The organism is Paenibacillus sp. FSL K6-2524, assembly GCF_038005525.1.
GTDB classification, from domain to species: Bacteria; Bacillota; Bacilli; order Paenibacillales; family Paenibacillaceae; genus Fontibacillus; species Fontibacillus anaericanus.
The window spans coordinates 1,271,729-1,286,477 of the sequence record NZ_JBBOSP010000001.1 but is presented as its reverse complement, the minus strand read 5'-3'; the positions used below and the strand labels follow the sequence as shown (position 1 = coordinate 1,286,477).

The window sequence follows — 14,749 nt, the reverse complement described above, 5'->3', positions numbered from 1 at the left end:
ACGAGAAGGCTGCTATAGCGACCGTCTCAACTAACCTAGTTTTTTTATAATAATAGAGGCGTTTACGTTCGCTTGTGTTCCACCGGCCAAAGTCTGAAGGGTAACCGCGGCAGCTGAACTATGGTTTCGTAGCGTAAGAACATCACCGGCCGCCAGAGTGATGATAACCTGACCATTGTTTTGCTGAGTACCTGCACCTGAACCGTATACGCTTCCCGCAACCAGATTGCTGCTATTTAAAAATAGTGCGAATTGGTTTGGTTCTACACCCGACACCGAAAAACTTACCTCATAGTTACCCGAATCGACCACTAGAACCGGAGCTGTTCCAGGGGCATGCGTAAATCCAGGTGTTAGAAATCCATTTGTATCAAATGAAACATCAGCCTCTATCGCGACCACCTGAGCTCCTAAGTTGTAAATATACCCATACTGAGATAACCCTTCTCCCGTTGCTCCTGTCGATCCTGTTGCTCCGGCTGGGCCGGCGATTCCCGCTGGGCCTGCATCTCCCGTCGCTCCTGTCGATCCTGTTGCTCCGGCTGGGCCGGCGATTCCCGCTGGGCCTGCATCTCCCGTCGCTCCTGTCGATCCTGTTGCTCCGGCTGGACCGGCGATTCCCGCTGGGCCTGCATCCCCCGTCGCTCCTGTCGATCCTGTTGCTCCGGCTGGGCCGGCGATTCCCGCTGGGCCTGCATCTCCCGTCGCTCCTGTCGATCCTGTTGCTCCGGCTGGGCCGGCGATTCCCGCTGGGCCTGCATCTCCCGTCGCTCCTGTCGATCCTGTTGCTCCGGCTGGGCCGGCGATTCCAGCTGGGCCTGCATCTCCCGTCGCTCCTGTCGATCCTGTTGCTCCGGCTGGGCCGGCGATTCCCGCTGGGCCTGCATCTCCCGTCGCTCCTGTCGATCCTGTTGCTCCGGCTGGACCGGCGATTCCCGCTGGGCCTGCATCCCCCGTCGCTCCTGTCGATCCTGTTGCTCCGGCTGGGCCGGCGATTCCCGCTGGGCCTGCATCTCCCGTCGCTCCTGTCGATCCTGTTGCTCCGGCTGGACCGGCGATTCCCGCTGGGCCTGCATCCCCCGTCGCTCCTGTCGATCCTGTTGCTCCGGCTGGGCCGGCGATTCCCGCTGGGCCTGCATCTCCCGTCGCTCCTGTCGATCCTGTTGCTCCGGCTGGGCCGGCGATTCCCGCTGGGCCTGCATCTCCCGTCGCTCCTGTCGATCCTGTTGCTCCGGCTGGGCCGGCGATTCCCGCTGGACCTGCATCTCCCGTCGCTCCTGTCGATCCTGTTGCTCCGGCTGGGCCGGCGATTCCCGCTGGGCCTGCATCTCCCGTTGCTCCTGTCGATCCTGTTGCTCCTGTGGATCCTGTAGCTCCAGCTGGGCCGGTAATTCCCGCTGGACCTGTGTTTCCTGTCGGTCCTCCGGGTGGACCTGTGATTCCTGCTGGTCCCGTGAGTCCTGCTGGTCCCGTGAGTCCTGCTGGTCCTGTGATTCCTGCTGGACCTGTGATTCCTGCTGGTCCTGTGATTCCTGCTGGTCCTGCGAGTCCCACTGCACCTGTCGTTCCGGCTGGTCCTGTGATTCCCGCTGGTCCTGCGCTTCCTCTGACTCCTGCTGGACCTGCGGGTCCTGCGAGCCCTACTGGGCCTGCACTTCCTCTCGTTCCTTCCGGACCTGCCGGGCCTGCTGGGCCTGCGGGTCCTGCTGGGCCTGCGGGTCCTGCTGGGCCTGCGGGTCCTGTTACACCTCCTATACCTATATAACCTTCACCTACATAACCCGCTGGACCGGCTGGTCCTGCGGCACCTCCTACACCTACATAACCTTGAGGAATATTTACATGTACAATTTGCTCTCTGACGACAATTTTTCTAGAACATTTCCTATTCAAATGTCTTTTTCTCTTCGTAGGGCAGACAGTAACGATTTTTTTCTTGCAGCCCTTTTTTCGATTTTCTTGTGGACAACTCAATTTAAACACCTCCATTTAGATTTGTTGTATATTACTCCAACTATCTATAGGGGGCATGGACATTTGTCTTGTATATACTAGATAACTATCTATTTTCACTTATAAATAGGTCTTTGCACATGGTAGGTTCATCTAATTTTGATTAAAAATGTTTATATATCCAATCACAACTTTTTCAGAGAGGTCATATATTAAGAATGGACAACCCAATAAAGCACTGCACTAAGACCCTCAAACGATTACTATCGGTGAGGGTCCTTTTTCATCCAAAGTGGAGATTCTAAACTTAGACAAACCAAAGGTAATAAAGTTTATTCTACAATACTCTAGATAGGTAGTGCCTCTTCAACCCAAACTGACATTTCACCCAAACCACGGTTGGCCCAGGTAAAGTAAGGAATGAACTTTAACTGAGTACTTTCCATGATCCAGTTGGAATCACTCCGATATAAATGTTCCTGCCAGTTCTCAGCAGCCATCCACCGCTCACCATTGACATGAATAACGTTCAATCCCTCATGAATACGATCATCACGCTTCACTTCAAAAGTAGAGTTACGAGGTAACTTAAGCTGGTATAACTCCGCGCCGTTATCCGCCTCTTCCAAGCAATATACGAATGGCCCACGTTGCAGCGCGACTTTGCCGAAAGTCTGACGAACAAGGGGATGTGCTTTCATCCGTAATACAGGCATAGAGAATACCACATTTATCTCCTCGCCTGGCTCCCATACTCGATTCAAGCGAATATAACCATCCTGATCTCCCTGCTTGAATTCATGCCATTCACCGCCGACTGTAACTTCGACTCGGTCGCACCAATCCGGCATACGTAGAGCTAAAGTGAATCGTAACGCTTCCTCTGTACGAATACGGAAGTTAACTTCTCCATCTGAAGTATACTTCGAGTGTTGCTCCAATTTGATTAGTTTGCCGTTAACTTCTGTATTGAGTTCACTTCCAATATATAATTGAACGTACACTGTTCCATCCTGCATGGTGTACACATAGTCACCGAGCGACGCGAGCAAACGTGCGATGTTAGGTGGACAACAAGCACAGCCGAACCAACCCTGTCGCTCTGGCTTCACATGATCGTAAATCCGGTTCTTACCGTGAGCTGCAGGATATACCTCCAGTGGATTAACATAGAAAAATTTCTTCCCGTCTTGGGACATTCCACTGACCACGGTATTATATAAAGCCCGTTCCATGACATCGGCAACTTTACTATCTGGGGAAATCTGCAACATCCGTTGTGCAAAGAAAATCAGCCCAATAGACGCGCAAGTCTCAGCATATGCTGTATCTCCAGGTAGATCATAATCCATCGTGAACGATTCACCATGTTCCATTGAACCAATACCACCTGTGATGTACATCCGTTTATTCACGATATTACTCCACAGCTTCCTACAAGCTTCGAGCAGACCCGGATCTCCCGTCTCCGCGGCCAAATCTGCCATGGCTGTACACATATAGACCAACCGTACCGCATGACCTTCCGCTGTGTCTTGTTCACGAACAGGGAGGTGTGCCTGACTATAAGCATGATCAAACGTCATCGTAAGCTGTGGAAAGTGAGTTGTTTTACCGCGTTTCTCCCATTGATCTTCATAGAAGTCTGGCTTAGCTCCGCGTTGCTCCAGAAAATAAGAGCTCAGTCGCAAATATTTATCCTCTCCTGTGGCATGATACAATTTCATCAATGCCAATTCGATCTCCTGATGACCATCATACCCTTGCAGTTGGCCGGGTTCGTTACCGAATACAGTATCAATATAATCAGCAAATCGACAGACAACATCGAGTAGTACTCTTTTACCCGTTGCTTGGTAATAAGCCACACCCGCTTCAATCATATGGCCCGCGCAGTAAAGTTCATGGCATTCGGCAAGATTGGTCCAGCGATTTCCCGGCTCTTTCAATGTGAAATAAGTATTTAAATATCCATCAGGCTGTTGTGCCTTGGCGATGATCTCAATCACTTCGTCTGCAATTTGCTCCAGATCGGGATCACTTTGCGTCTCTAGCAGATAAGCGACTGCCTCCAACCATTTGGCAACATCGCTATCCTGAAACACCATCCCATAAAATTCACCCTGTGCTTCCCCAGCGGCAATCTTGAAATTGGTAATGGCATGACTAGGCTCAGCCTCCGGAACCCGATCATTCAATGCTTCCCATTGATAAGGGACAACAACCTTGCGTACCAACCTAATATATTCAGACCAGAATGGATCATGTATCAGACTCTTAGGAATAGCAAGCACTCTTTGGTTCAATTGTGTCATCATCTAGCTCTCCTCTCTATCTTAAGCAAATGTCTTCTGAAGCCGTATCATATTCCACGATAAGTTGGGTAACGAAGCATGAATCCAACCCTCTACGACCTTAGCGTCTCCTCCGTCATGCGGAATCACTGCATCCTGCTGATACACATTGTTGACTGCCTTCACGTTGCCGTTCTCTAATATGGAATGCTGAATCACACGGTAATCTTCAAAACCTCGAATATCACATTCCAGTAGAAGAGAGTCTTCCAGACTTTTATTCACCGCAAAAATAACGAGCTCTTCCGTCTCTTCGTTGTAGACAACAACAGAGTCCAACATAGGCACATCTGTGTATTCTTTACTGTCATATAGAGGTGAGACAACAATAGGACGAAGTACAGTTCCCCGCCCATATACGGACGCATGCATATAAGGATAGAAGATACTTTGGCGCCAAGCAGGGCCCCCAGTAACCGTCATAATTGGAGCAATAGCATTAACTAGCTGTGCCAGACAAGCGATCTTCACTCGATCGGCGTTCCTGAGCAATGTGATCAACATGCTTCCAACCATTAGCGCATCCTCGAAAGTATAGGTATCCTCGAGTTGAGATGATGCCACCTGCCAAGGCTCAATCTTCATATCCGACTCTATCGTGTGGAACCAGACATTCCATTCATCAAAGGAAAGATTCATCGTCTTCTTACTACGTTTCTTCGCTTTGATATAGTCACATACGGCAATGACTTCTTTGATAAAATAGTCCATATCGAGCGACTTAGCTAAATAATTGGCGATATCGTTATCTGCGTTGCCATAATATGTGTGTAGGGATAAATAATCCACCTGTTCATAGGTATGATCCAATACCGTTGCTTCCCACTCGGCATAAGTAGGCATGGATCGGAAAGAACTTCCGCAGGCAACTAACTCAATTGAAGGATCGATTAATCTCATCGCTTTTGCTGTTTCACTTGCTAATCTTCCATATTCCACGGCCGTCTTTTGGCCGACTTGCCACGGACCATCCATTTCATTGCCCAGGCACCAGGTCTTTATGCCATGAGGCTTCGTGAATCCATGAGAAATCCGTAAATCACTGTAATAAGACCCCGAGGGATGATTGCAATATTCCAGTAGATTCCGCGCCGCATCAACGCCTCTCGTCCCTAGATTTACAGCCATCATCACATCGGCATTCAGCGTTTTGGCCCAGCGCATGAATTCATTTGTGCCTACTTCATTCGGCTCCGTCGCCCGCCAAGCCAAATCCAATCGTTTGGGACGGTCTTTAACTGGTCCGACGCCATCCACCCAATTATATCCGGATACGAAGTTCCCTCCGGGATAACGAATGATCGGAACTCCGATTTCCTGAATCATCGCCGTTACATCTTGTCGAAAACCATATTCATCCGCACTGGGATGACCTGGATCAAAGATTCCACCATATACAGCACGTCCCAAATGTTCAATAAATGAACCAAAAATTCTCGAATCAACTTCAGCGAGCTTATATTCTTTATCTATAATCATCTTTGCTATCTCTGTATTTACATTTGCTGTAGCTATAGTTCTCGCCCCCTCTTTCATCATGGAGTACCTTATGAGCATTAATTATTTCAACATTGTAGTAAGCGCTTTATTTATTATGATACATGCTATATCATAAGATTAACATCACGATATCCAACCACATTTTTAAAAATTTCAACCTTTTGGAGGTACCTGATGAACTCTTCTATCCTGCATTTTATCTCCCCACCCATCCCGTATTTTCTGGACTGTGGGCGTGCAACTTTTGATATAGGTGAACGTCATATTACGCGAAATGGAATTGGTGTGTTTGATCTCATTGTCATCACCAAAGGGGCGTTAACGATTGGAGAAAATGATCGGGAATGGGAGTTGCAACAGGGTGAAGGATTAATCCTTAAGCCGGATGCGATCCATTATGGAGCGGCTCCATGTACTAGTGAGACTGAGATGATCTGGATCCACTTTCAGACTTTTGGAAGCTGGAAGGAATACGGGGATATGAAAGAATGCCTAGATAACCAAGCTGACTTGATTGAATCTCATAAACAAATCGCTTACTTAAATCACTGCGATGTCTGCTCTATCTTCCTCCCCAAGCACATCCGGGTTACTCAGAAGGAAATGGAGGTCTTGAATAATTTCACACACTTGGATCAAGAGCCCCAATCCATGCGAAATTGGAAAAGACAAGCCGCCTTTCAATTATTCATGCAACATCTAGATCGTGATCTAGCATCCATGTCCGATGCATCCGCCTTCCTTTTAGCTGAGAAGATTGAGCTATTTATACGTCAGAACTACGCCCGCAACATAACCAACTCGCTCCTACAGCAGGAGTTAAATTACCATCCTAATTATTTAGCTAAATGTATGCTCAAAATATATGGCATGACCCCTATCGAATATCTAACTTACTACCGAATCGAACAGGCTAAGAAATTACTCATTCAAACCTCATGGTCCGTGGCACGAATCGCCGAAGAAGTTGGCTTTAAGCATGTCTCCTATTTTTCATCCTGCTTCTCTAAGAAAGAAGGCATCTCACCTTCCAATTTTCGCATGAAATTTATTGGACCTCGCTGATCTATTCACCTAAATAAGCATAAAAAGAAGCCCCACTCCAAAGAAGAAACCTGCTTTCTTCCTCTCTGGATGGGGCTTTCCAAAATTTATTTTGCCTTTGTGCAACATTTTTGTTCCAAAGACAAAGTTATTGTCGTATACTAATCTTGTGGCATCACACAACAATGACACCCATAACCCATATGATAACGTAACTCGAACATAGATGAAGGAAGGTGGATCTTGATGAGCAGAACAACTATCTCATTATCCGAAGCTAAACAAGGTGACATTTTGCGAATTGTCAGCATAGATGTACAGGGCGTTCTAAGACGGAGATTGCTTGATCTCGGATTTGTTGTTGGTAATGAAGTAGAAATGCTGCGGCACAGTCCGCTTGGTGACCCAACAGCTTTCCGCGTAAGTAACACAACGATTGCACTACGTAGAGAAGAAAGCTCGCTGATTTATGGAGAATTAATTGGAGGTGAAGAATGATGAAACATTATACTGTCGCCTTTGCAGGCAACCCTAATACAGGTAAAAGCACACTGTTCAACCTGCTGACTGGATTACGACAACATACAGGTAACTGGGCTGGCAAGACCGTCATTTCTGCTGAGGGTGAATTTACTCATAACAACCGCGTTTACAAGGCGATTGATCTCCCAGGAACCTACTCGCTGTATTCTAACTCAGCCGATGAAGAAGCAGCTCGCGATTATATTATTTTCGAACAACCGGATGTAACGCTTGTGGTACTAGATGCAACTTCCTTGGAACGTAATCTCAATCTTGCTTTGCAAGTGCTGGAGATTACCGGTCGGGCCGTCGTCTGCATCAATCTAATTGATGAAGCGCGTAAGTTCGGCATCGATATTAACCTGAAGGCGATCTCGAAACGGCTCGGTGTTCCAGTTGTAGCGATATCGGCCCGGAACAAAATTGGAATTGATGCGTTACTCGATCAGGTGGAGCGTGTGGCTACTGGAGCCTTTACTTCAAAGCCTCTACAAATCACCTACAATGATGAGATTGAACAGGGAATTGCCCAACTCGTCCCCATGATTGAAGGAGTTATTGGGTCCAAGTACCCCGCACGCTGGATTGCACTACGATTGATGGATGGTGACGATAGCCTGTTGACCTCACTAAAAGCCAATATGGATCCAAAATCTACATCGAACGCAAAGGAGGTTGTCGGCCATGGAGTCACCGCTTGTCACTAAGAAAGGAGCCGACACTCTAGATTCTTTGCTCGCAGCAGCGAAGAATTTAGCGGATGGGAGTTCCATCCGCGATGAGATTGTCAGTGGAATTTATGGCGTATCCTCTAGCATTTGCCGGGATACAGTAACCTATCGCGATAAGAAAAAACTGAACAGCACGAATAAGTTGGATGCGATTGTTACTTCTAAAATATGGGGTTTCCCCATTATGCTCGGCATTCTCGGGATTGTGTTCTGGATTACGATTGCCGGAGCTAACTATCCTTCAAGTTGGCTCGCCTCTCTATTCGGTTTCATTGAGGGTTATCTAACTGCCGGATTTCAAGCAGTTCATGCCCCTGATTGGCTGCATGGTGTACTGGTTCTGGGACTCTACCGAGGAACCTCTTGGGTTATCAGTGTCATGCTGCCACCGATGATGATATTCTTCCCTGTGTTTGCACTACTGGAGAATTTCGGCTATCTCCCCCGTGTCGCCTTTAATATGGACCGTCTATTCAAGAAATCGGGCGGACACGGCAAGCAAGCATTGACTATGTCGATGGGATTCGGTTGTAACGCCGCTGCCATCCTCTCCACACGAATTATCGAATCACCTCGTGAACGGATGTTGGCTATTCTGACTAACAATTTCGTGCCTTGTAACGGACGCTGGCCTACACTCATTCTGCTCTCCTCGTTGTTCATGGCTGGAGCCGCTACAACAGGCGCATTACGTACACTAACAACAGCCTCCGTGCTGATGGGAATCGTACTGCTTGGGATCGTTGTCACTTTGACCGTGTCATGGGTCATGTCCAAGACGGCACTACGTGGAGTGCCAACACACTATACCTTGGAACTTCCGCCGTTTCGTCGTCCGCATATTTGGAAGACGATTCTAGTCTCATCCAAAGAAAAATCACTGAACGTCTTGACTCGAGCGATTGTTGTCGCTGCTCCTGCTGGAGTAATCACCTGGATGCTCGGAAATATCTTTGTCGGCGGAGACAGCATCTTGAATCATATGGCCGCTTTCTTCGATCCATTTGGGCAATTACTCGGTATGGACGGTTTTATCATTATGGCCTTTATCCTCGGGCTACCTGCAAATGAAATCGTACTCCCGATTCTACTTATGGGCTATATGTCTTCCGGGGCCATGGTTGAAATGGATAGCTTGGGTAGCATCAAGGATATCTTCCTAGATCACGGTTGGACGTGGCTGACCGCACTCAGTATGATGTTGTTCTCCCTGCTCCACTATCCTTGTGGTACAACGCTTATCAACATTTACAAGGAAACAAAAAGCATGAAATGGGCCGTTCTCTCAGCCGTCATTCCACTTGGGATTGCCATTGGTGTGACATTTACCGTAGCTCAACTAGTTAGGTTGTTTGGGTGGGTGTAATCGGCTGCTAAAGTGATTCGGTGCTGAACGTAGCACAACAATGCAAAAAGGGGTTCTACCAACATTTCAGAATGTCGGAGGAACCCCTTTTTATATTGTTTACATATCGTTTTTCTCACTTACTATTAATTCGCACTTTCCCAAATTTCTTTATTCATTATTCCCAGTTCTGTTTCATTGGAAATGATAGTATAGACCCAATAATCTGTTTTTTCCGTATTTTCGTTTTGATTAGAATCATGAAGACCTATAGTCTCTTTAACATAAAATTTATACTCATCAAAATTAGAAGCACTCTGTTCCCAATTTTCTATATTAAATGAGTTAAGAGAATAAGTTACTCCTTGTGCATGTAGATCAGATATAAATTGCTTCTGTTCTTGATAGATTTCACTATCCTTGATCAAATACTTTTCTACTATGGAGAAATCATCATTATTAATGGCATCAGCAATAGCTTCTTCATAAGCTCGAATCAGCATCTCTGGCTCATAACTATCAGCATGAGTTGCACCCAAGGCCAACTCACTTTCCTCATTAGAATTCATGCCAGAGTTTGGTTCAAATGAGGGGTCTGCCTCTTCCGAATAATCTTCGGTAACAGGACTATTCGTTCCAAGTTTATATTTTGAAATGTTCCAACTAACCATTTTATCATCGACTACAAAAGCTCGGAAATAATGATCATCCATTCGATATTCATAAATCTCAGCCTTCTTATCCTGATTCTCGTCAATAATCCACATATTCATAAGCTCTTCTGGACCGTATAACTTAAATTGATCCCCATATTTATTTAGTAAAAGGTCTAGATCGTCTCCCACCTTGATCCCTTCCGAAGTAGGTTCTCCATTATCAAATTCCAAATCATACAATATGTAATCTTGATCAAAGGTGAAACTAATCCCCTCGGTCCATATTGATTTATTTCCCCAGTCCCACGTATCTGAATCCCCTGTATTTTCGATTTCGTTAATAATTTCAATATTGTTCTCCTCAAGGATTGCTCTTACTTCTTCAATATCCATTCCTAGCTGAAACAATGGAACTCTTTCTAAATCGTTCTTATTCCCTTTATTATCTGTGCTAACGGGTACTGATACACTATTGATCACTTGACTATTAGAACGAGGTTCTTCATTGTTGTCACACCCGACAATTGTAACTAATATACATGCCAGCAAAACCATTGTTAATGAGTACCTAGTGTAAAATAAAGCTATCCTTCTTCTCATTTTTCCACCTACTTATACCAAATCTCTATATTGATCCCTGCCATATATCCAGATGCCACAACAATTCTATAAGTATCATCTTTGAATACCTTTTCTTCCAATTCATCCTCACGATCATTCTTTTGTTTAACATAATTAATAATAGAATCTACCACTTTCCCATCGACTTTTTGACGTAAAACTTCCTCTGCGTCCTTAAACTTTTCATCGAGATTATCTCCACCAACATCACCAAGAGAGATTAATATAATAATTAGAGTTCTTGTATTCCCATCTTCCTTCTTATAACCATCATCACTTACACCTAGTCCAGATTTATACACTGAATAAAAACTAAATCCCTCAGTTGTTATCTTCTCCGTTTTACCTTCAACTGATCTAGATGCCTCCCAAGCATCCCAATCGAAATTCGGACTTCCTGGGATGATACTAGAATTTGATTCACCTGTCGAAGCCGTTACACCATCTCCCGTAGTTATCGAAACGGTAAAGTTTTGAGAATCCCACTTCACATTAGCTCCGAGTGCTTCACTTACGAATCGAAGTGGTACGAAGGTTCTGTTCGATTTTCTTAGTGCTGCGGTATCCATTTGTTTGCTAGCTCCAGTTACGGTATATGTTTTTTTATCTATGACAAGATTAACGCTCGTCTCTTCCAATTGAATGCTTACTGTCTTTGTTTTACTTGTCCATCCTACCTTGGCTCCTAACGCTTCACTTACAAATCTCACGGGAACTTGAACTCTATTATTCTTATCTACATAGGGCTGTGCATCTGGAAATATAATTCTCTCTCCGTTAAGTTCCACTCTAAGCGATAGCTTAGCTGCCGCGGATGAGAATGTTGGTAGCATGGTCATGATTAAGATAAACACCATTAGAATAATTCCTGTCTTCTTTTGTTTCATTATTAGTCATCTCCTTGATTTTTATTTTAATATTCAAAAATATATTCTCTCTCTTAATTTACATTTCAGTAGACCATTCAGGTATATTATTCCATTAAATAATAATCCTGCCGATATTTTACCAGTATGGACCATTTTATACAATGATGTGATAGATTAAGCTTTCTAGTAATCCATCACTAGTGTGATGAGATTATTTAATATCTGTTGCTTCATTTAAAAATCCCATAAAAAACAGGCCAATCAAGGTCGTATTTGACCATAATTGCCCTGTTTGATGAAATGCTATTTATCCGCCCAAGCTGTTATTGCTTATCAATCTACTTTCGCTGCTGTGGGTGAATATACTGAGATGGAAATTACATTCGGATTCTGTGTTTTCTTATCGGTAGGTACGACGATTCATTTCAGAAAGAATTTGTCGTCTACTTGGCGCATTCATATTGGGTAAATTGTGGATAATATGTAGTACATTCGGCTCGGATTACGGACGTATCCTTATTTTATACCCAAGATTGTCGAATTTACGAATAAACTATCGCCATTTTGTCGAACCAAGCTGATAAATTGTCTGCGCTGTGCTACAATATTGAAATTGTAAAGGGAATGTAAAAGGTATTCTTTTAGGGAGGGTTATTGAATCACAATGCTTATCATTGGTATCGCCGGCGGCACTGGATCCGGTAAAACAACAGTGGCCCGTTCCGTTATTGACAATCTTGGATCGGGAAAAGTTACGTTCATCTCGCAGGACAACTACTATAAAGACCATTCACATCTCAGTATGGCTGAACGAGAGTCGATCAATTATGACCATCCGTTCGCTTTTGATAATGAACTGCTGATTGAACACCTTGGCAGTCTGAAAAAAGGTCAAACCGCACATGCTCCAGTATATGATTTCACAGTTCATGCCCGCTGTCCTGAAGATACTGTCGAGCTGAAGCCGAACAATATCGTCATTATTGAAGGGCTCCATGTGCTATCCGACGAGAACCTTCGGAAACTACTCGATATCAAAGTTTTCGTTGATACCGATCCCGATGTACGTATTCTCCGCCGGACACTGCGGGATATTGAAGAGCGCGGCCGGACCATTCAGTCGATCTACCTGCAATACTTAACTACGGTAAAACCGATGCACGAGGCATTTATCGAGCCGTCCAAGAAATATGCCGACCTGATCATTCCAGAAGGTGGACACAATGCGGTTGGTATTCAACTGTTGACTGTCTTGACCGAGAAATACTTGAATGGTGATTATCCAGCTTCTAGCTTGTAAAAAACAACCATGTTTTCCTCAATGGAAACATGGTTGTTACATACCTTCCTATTGGTGGTCCCGGTGATGCGATAATGCATAGTCGGGACCATACTATTTTCATTGTATAGGTTTATTTGTAGACGTAGTATCGACCTGTTCCCAGTTGCTTCGCGCTGTACATAGCTGAGTCCGCTTCCTTCAGCAGACGAGCTCGATCCACTTTACCTATGCTAATTGTGATACCAATGCTCCCCGAAATAAACAATTCATTCTCATCTAATACATAAGTCTTGGTTGTCTTCTCCAGAATCCGTACAGCAAGTTGTTCTGCTTGTTTTTGGTTGCAGTTCTTGCTGATAATTACAAATTCATCTCCACCAATGCGAAAAATGTACCGACGATTCTTACGCGTAAATTGTTTCAACTCCGCTCCTACCTCTTGTAACAACAAGTCACCCACATGATGACCTAAAGTGTCGTTAATGGACTTAAACCGGTTCAGATCAAGAAATAACACCGCAAGTTTCGTATTTCCAGTACACCGCTCCCAAAAATGATTCATACCGTTGTTGTTCAGCAGTCCTGTTAGAGCATCCTTATACGCTAGATCCCTTAAATTGGCGCTCTCAGCGAGCATCGACCTTACTATGTAGAACAAGAGTAACAGCAGCCCAACTGTTGCAATATAAGCTAGCAGCGGAATAATAACACCCGTTTCATTTGACTTGGACGTAGACAGTGATTGACTGTTGAGTACGTGCATACTCCAAATCCCGGCTCCAAGCAACAGACCTGCCGCAACCCCTCGAACAATCTTGACGTTTCTATTCTTACTTGTAACACCTCTAAATAATCGTTCCATTAAGACAACTACCAGTACCGCAACAGCTAACGATAATATGGCATATATATAGTTCTGAAACTCTTCCATGGTTACTTCCTCACTCTGCAACATAATATTTATAGACTAGCTTATCATTATACTGGGCTGATCTGAACAATTTCTGAACAATCATCCTATATGGGAAACTCACATTGCGATTGTAGGTTACATGCACGAAATGTTAGCGCTGCTTGACCATCAATCGAAGATGATTGCGAATCGCTGTAACGGAACTCTGCGACCTTATTTGATGTTTATTTCACTGTTGTGGATTTTAACGGAACTAGTAGACGTTATTTCATTATAATTCATGCATTAGAGCATCATTGGGGAGAAATAAAGTCTTTCAGTTCCGTTAGAATTTTTATTGACCCTCAAAACTCAAAATAAAGGCTACTGGTTCCCTTAGATTGATGTCTAAGCGACCTTAGCCTTATAATAGGCTAACCTCATTAAATATAATCTAAATCCCCAGCGAAGGACAGTTTATCAGTCCCCAGCGAATTTTTGTGTTAAAAACGAAAAGATCATCGGAGGTAACTATGAAGACAAATATAAATGTATCATTTGATGCACCAACTCCAACTGAGTATCTTGCACTAAGAGCGGCAGCCGGATTAAGTCCTAAGGATTTACAAGCCTCCCAGATTGCTCTGAGTAACTCAATCTTCATTACAACCATGCGAGATCTCGATGATCAACTCATTGGCATGGGGAGAATTATTGGTGATGGAGGTTGTTTTTATCAAATTGTTGATATAGCAGTACATCCAACTAGACAAGGCCAAGGGTTAGGTAAACAAATCATGAGCGTACTTATGGACTATTTAGACAACCACGCTCCAAGTGGAGCCTATATAAGTTTAATTGCCGACGTTCCCGCAGATGAACTGTATACAAGGTTTGGATTTGATTATACAAGTCCAAAATCGGTAGGGATGTTCAAGAAGTATTAGATTTTGAAGTAAAGCAGTTATAAATTAAAACAA

Annotated in this window: 14 protein-coding genes; 8 read left to right on the top strand and 6 right to left on the bottom strand. The window is 44.5% G+C overall.

What is annotated here, in order from left to right; translation table 11 throughout:
* Positions 1-30: 30 nt before the first annotated feature.
* The 3 genes from NST85_RS05635 to arfA all read right to left on the bottom strand — a co-directional run bounded on the left by NST85_RS05635 (position 31) and on the right by arfA (position 5,846).
* Positions 31-1,974, bottom strand: coding sequence for a collagen-like protein (locus tag NST85_RS05635; RefSeq protein ID WP_341188791.1), 1,944 nt, complete (start codon positions 1,972-1,974; stop codon positions 31-33).
* 326 nt (positions 1,975-2,300) lie between these two features.
* Positions 2,301-4,268 carry a glycoside hydrolase family 127 protein gene (locus NST85_RS05630; protein ID WP_341191077.1) on the bottom strand — a complete coding sequence of 656 codons (1,968 nt, stop codon included), beginning with the start codon at positions 4,266-4,268 and terminating at the stop codon, positions 2,301-2,303.
* Between the two features lie 21 nt (positions 4,269-4,289).
* Entirely contained in the window at positions 4,290-5,846 is a 1,557-nt protein-coding gene (gene arfA / locus NST85_RS05625; protein ID WP_341188790.1) for an arabinosylfuranosidase ArfA, read from the bottom strand.
* Positions 5,847-5,981: 135 nt separating this feature from the next.
* Between arfA and NST85_RS05620 the strand changes: the two genes are divergently transcribed.
* From NST85_RS05620 to NST85_RS05605, 4 genes are all read left to right on the top strand, one after another.
* Positions 5,982-6,872 carry an AraC family transcriptional regulator gene (locus NST85_RS05620; protein WP_341188789.1) on the top strand — a complete coding sequence of 297 codons (891 nt, stop codon included), beginning with the start codon at positions 5,982-5,984 and terminating at the stop codon, positions 6,870-6,872.
* A 225-nt stretch (positions 6,873-7,097) separates the two neighbouring features.
* The gene (locus NST85_RS05615; protein WP_127192882.1) at positions 7,098-7,349 is read left to right on the top strand and encodes a FeoA family protein; all 252 of its coding nucleotides are present in this window, start codon (positions 7,098-7,100) and stop codon (positions 7,347-7,349) included.
* Positions 7,349-8,080 carry a FeoB small GTPase domain-containing protein gene (locus NST85_RS05610; RefSeq protein WP_127193008.1) on the top strand — a complete coding sequence of 244 codons (732 nt, stop codon included), beginning with the start codon at positions 7,349-7,351 and terminating at the stop codon, positions 8,078-8,080. The genes NST85_RS05615 and NST85_RS05610 overlap by 1 nt, the downstream gene beginning before the upstream one ends.
* Entirely contained in the window at positions 8,058-9,470 is a 1,413-nt protein-coding gene (locus tag NST85_RS05605) for a nucleoside recognition domain-containing protein (protein ID WP_307402634.1), read from the top strand. Before NST85_RS05610 ends, NST85_RS05605 begins: the two co-directional genes overlap by 23 nt.
* A gap of 125 nt (positions 9,471-9,595) precedes the next feature.
* Here the strand turns inward: NST85_RS05605 and NST85_RS05600 are convergent, their stop codons facing one another.
* Positions 9,596-10,585, bottom strand: a complete 990-nt coding sequence (locus NST85_RS05600; RefSeq protein ID WP_341188788.1) for a TcaA NTF2-like domain-containing protein — start codon at positions 10,583-10,585, stop codon at positions 9,596-9,598.
* A gap of 128 nt (positions 10,586-10,713) precedes the next feature.
* Positions 10,714-11,613 (bottom strand): copper amine oxidase N-terminal domain-containing protein, encoded by a 900-nt coding sequence (locus NST85_RS05595; protein WP_127192885.1) that lies wholly within the window; start codon positions 11,611-11,613, stop codon positions 10,714-10,716.
* 277 nt (positions 11,614-11,890) lie between these two features.
* Between NST85_RS05595 and NST85_RS05590 the strand changes: the two genes are divergently transcribed.
* Positions 11,891-12,064 carry a hypothetical protein gene (locus tag NST85_RS05590; protein ID WP_341188787.1) on the top strand — a complete coding sequence of 58 codons (174 nt, stop codon included), beginning with the start codon at positions 11,891-11,893 and terminating at the stop codon, positions 12,062-12,064.
* A gap of 195 nt (positions 12,065-12,259) precedes the next feature.
* Complete coding sequence (gene udk / locus NST85_RS05585; protein ID WP_127192886.1) at positions 12,260-12,895, top strand: uridine kinase; 636 nt, start codon at positions 12,260-12,262, stop codon at positions 12,893-12,895.
* Positions 12,896-13,007: 112 nt separating this feature from the next.
* Here the strand turns inward: udk and NST85_RS05580 are convergent, their stop codons facing one another.
* The gene (locus NST85_RS05580) at positions 13,008-13,808 is read right to left on the bottom strand and encodes a GGDEF domain-containing protein (RefSeq protein ID WP_341188786.1); all 801 of its coding nucleotides are present in this window, start codon (positions 13,806-13,808) and stop codon (positions 13,008-13,010) included.
* 121 nt (positions 13,809-13,929) lie between these two features.
* Here NST85_RS05580 and NST85_RS05575 point away from each other — a divergent pair, with 121 nt between their 5' ends.
* Positions 13,930-14,067 (top strand): hypothetical protein, encoded by a 138-nt coding sequence (locus NST85_RS05575; RefSeq protein WP_341188785.1) that lies wholly within the window; start codon positions 13,930-13,932, stop codon positions 14,065-14,067.
* A gap of 235 nt (positions 14,068-14,302) precedes the next feature.
* Positions 14,303-14,716 (top strand): GNAT family N-acetyltransferase, encoded by a 414-nt coding sequence (locus NST85_RS05570; RefSeq protein WP_341188784.1) that lies wholly within the window; start codon positions 14,303-14,305, stop codon positions 14,714-14,716.
* Positions 14,717-14,749 lie beyond the last annotated feature (33 nt).

What these genes read in the sequence shown, in the direction of transcription:
- NST85_RS05630 (WP_341191077.1), bottom strand. Translation starts at nt 4,268, where the DNA reads ATGACACAATTGAACCAAAGAGTGCTTGCTATTCCTAAGAGTCTGATA.
- arfA (WP_341188790.1), bottom strand. Translation starts at nt 5,846, where the DNA reads ATGATGAAAGAGGGGGCGAGAACTATAGCTACAGCAAATGTAAATACA.
- NST85_RS05620 (WP_341188789.1), top strand. Translation starts at nt 5,982, where the DNA reads ATGAACTCTTCTATCCTGCATTTTATCTCCCCACCCATCCCGTATTTT.
- NST85_RS05615 (WP_127192882.1), top strand. Translation starts at nt 7,098, where the DNA reads ATGAGCAGAACAACTATCTCATTATCCGAAGCTAAACAAGGTGACATT.
- NST85_RS05610 (WP_127193008.1), top strand. Translation starts at nt 7,349, where the DNA reads ATGAAACATTATACTGTCGCCTTTGCAGGCAACCCTAATACAGGTAAA.
- NST85_RS05605 (WP_307402634.1), top strand. Translation starts at nt 8,058, where the DNA reads ATGGAGTCACCGCTTGTCACTAAGAAAGGAGCCGACACTCTAGATTCT.
- NST85_RS05595 (WP_127192885.1), bottom strand. Translation starts at nt 11,613, where the DNA reads ATGAAACAAAAGAAGACAGGAATTATTCTAATGGTGTTTATCTTAATC.
- NST85_RS05590 (WP_341188787.1), top strand. Translation starts at nt 11,891, where the DNA reads ATGAAATGCTATTTATCCGCCCAAGCTGTTATTGCTTATCAATCTACT.
- udk (WP_127192886.1), top strand. Translation starts at nt 12,260, where the DNA reads ATGCTTATCATTGGTATCGCCGGCGGCACTGGATCCGGTAAAACAACA.
- NST85_RS05580 (WP_341188786.1), bottom strand. Translation starts at nt 13,808, where the DNA reads ATGGAAGAGTTTCAGAACTATATATATGCCATATTATCGTTAGCTGTT.
- NST85_RS05575 (WP_341188785.1), top strand. Translation starts at nt 13,930, where the DNA reads ATGCACGAAATGTTAGCGCTGCTTGACCATCAATCGAAGATGATTGCG.
- NST85_RS05570 (WP_341188784.1), top strand. Translation starts at nt 14,303, where the DNA reads ATGAAGACAAATATAAATGTATCATTTGATGCACCAACTCCAACTGAG.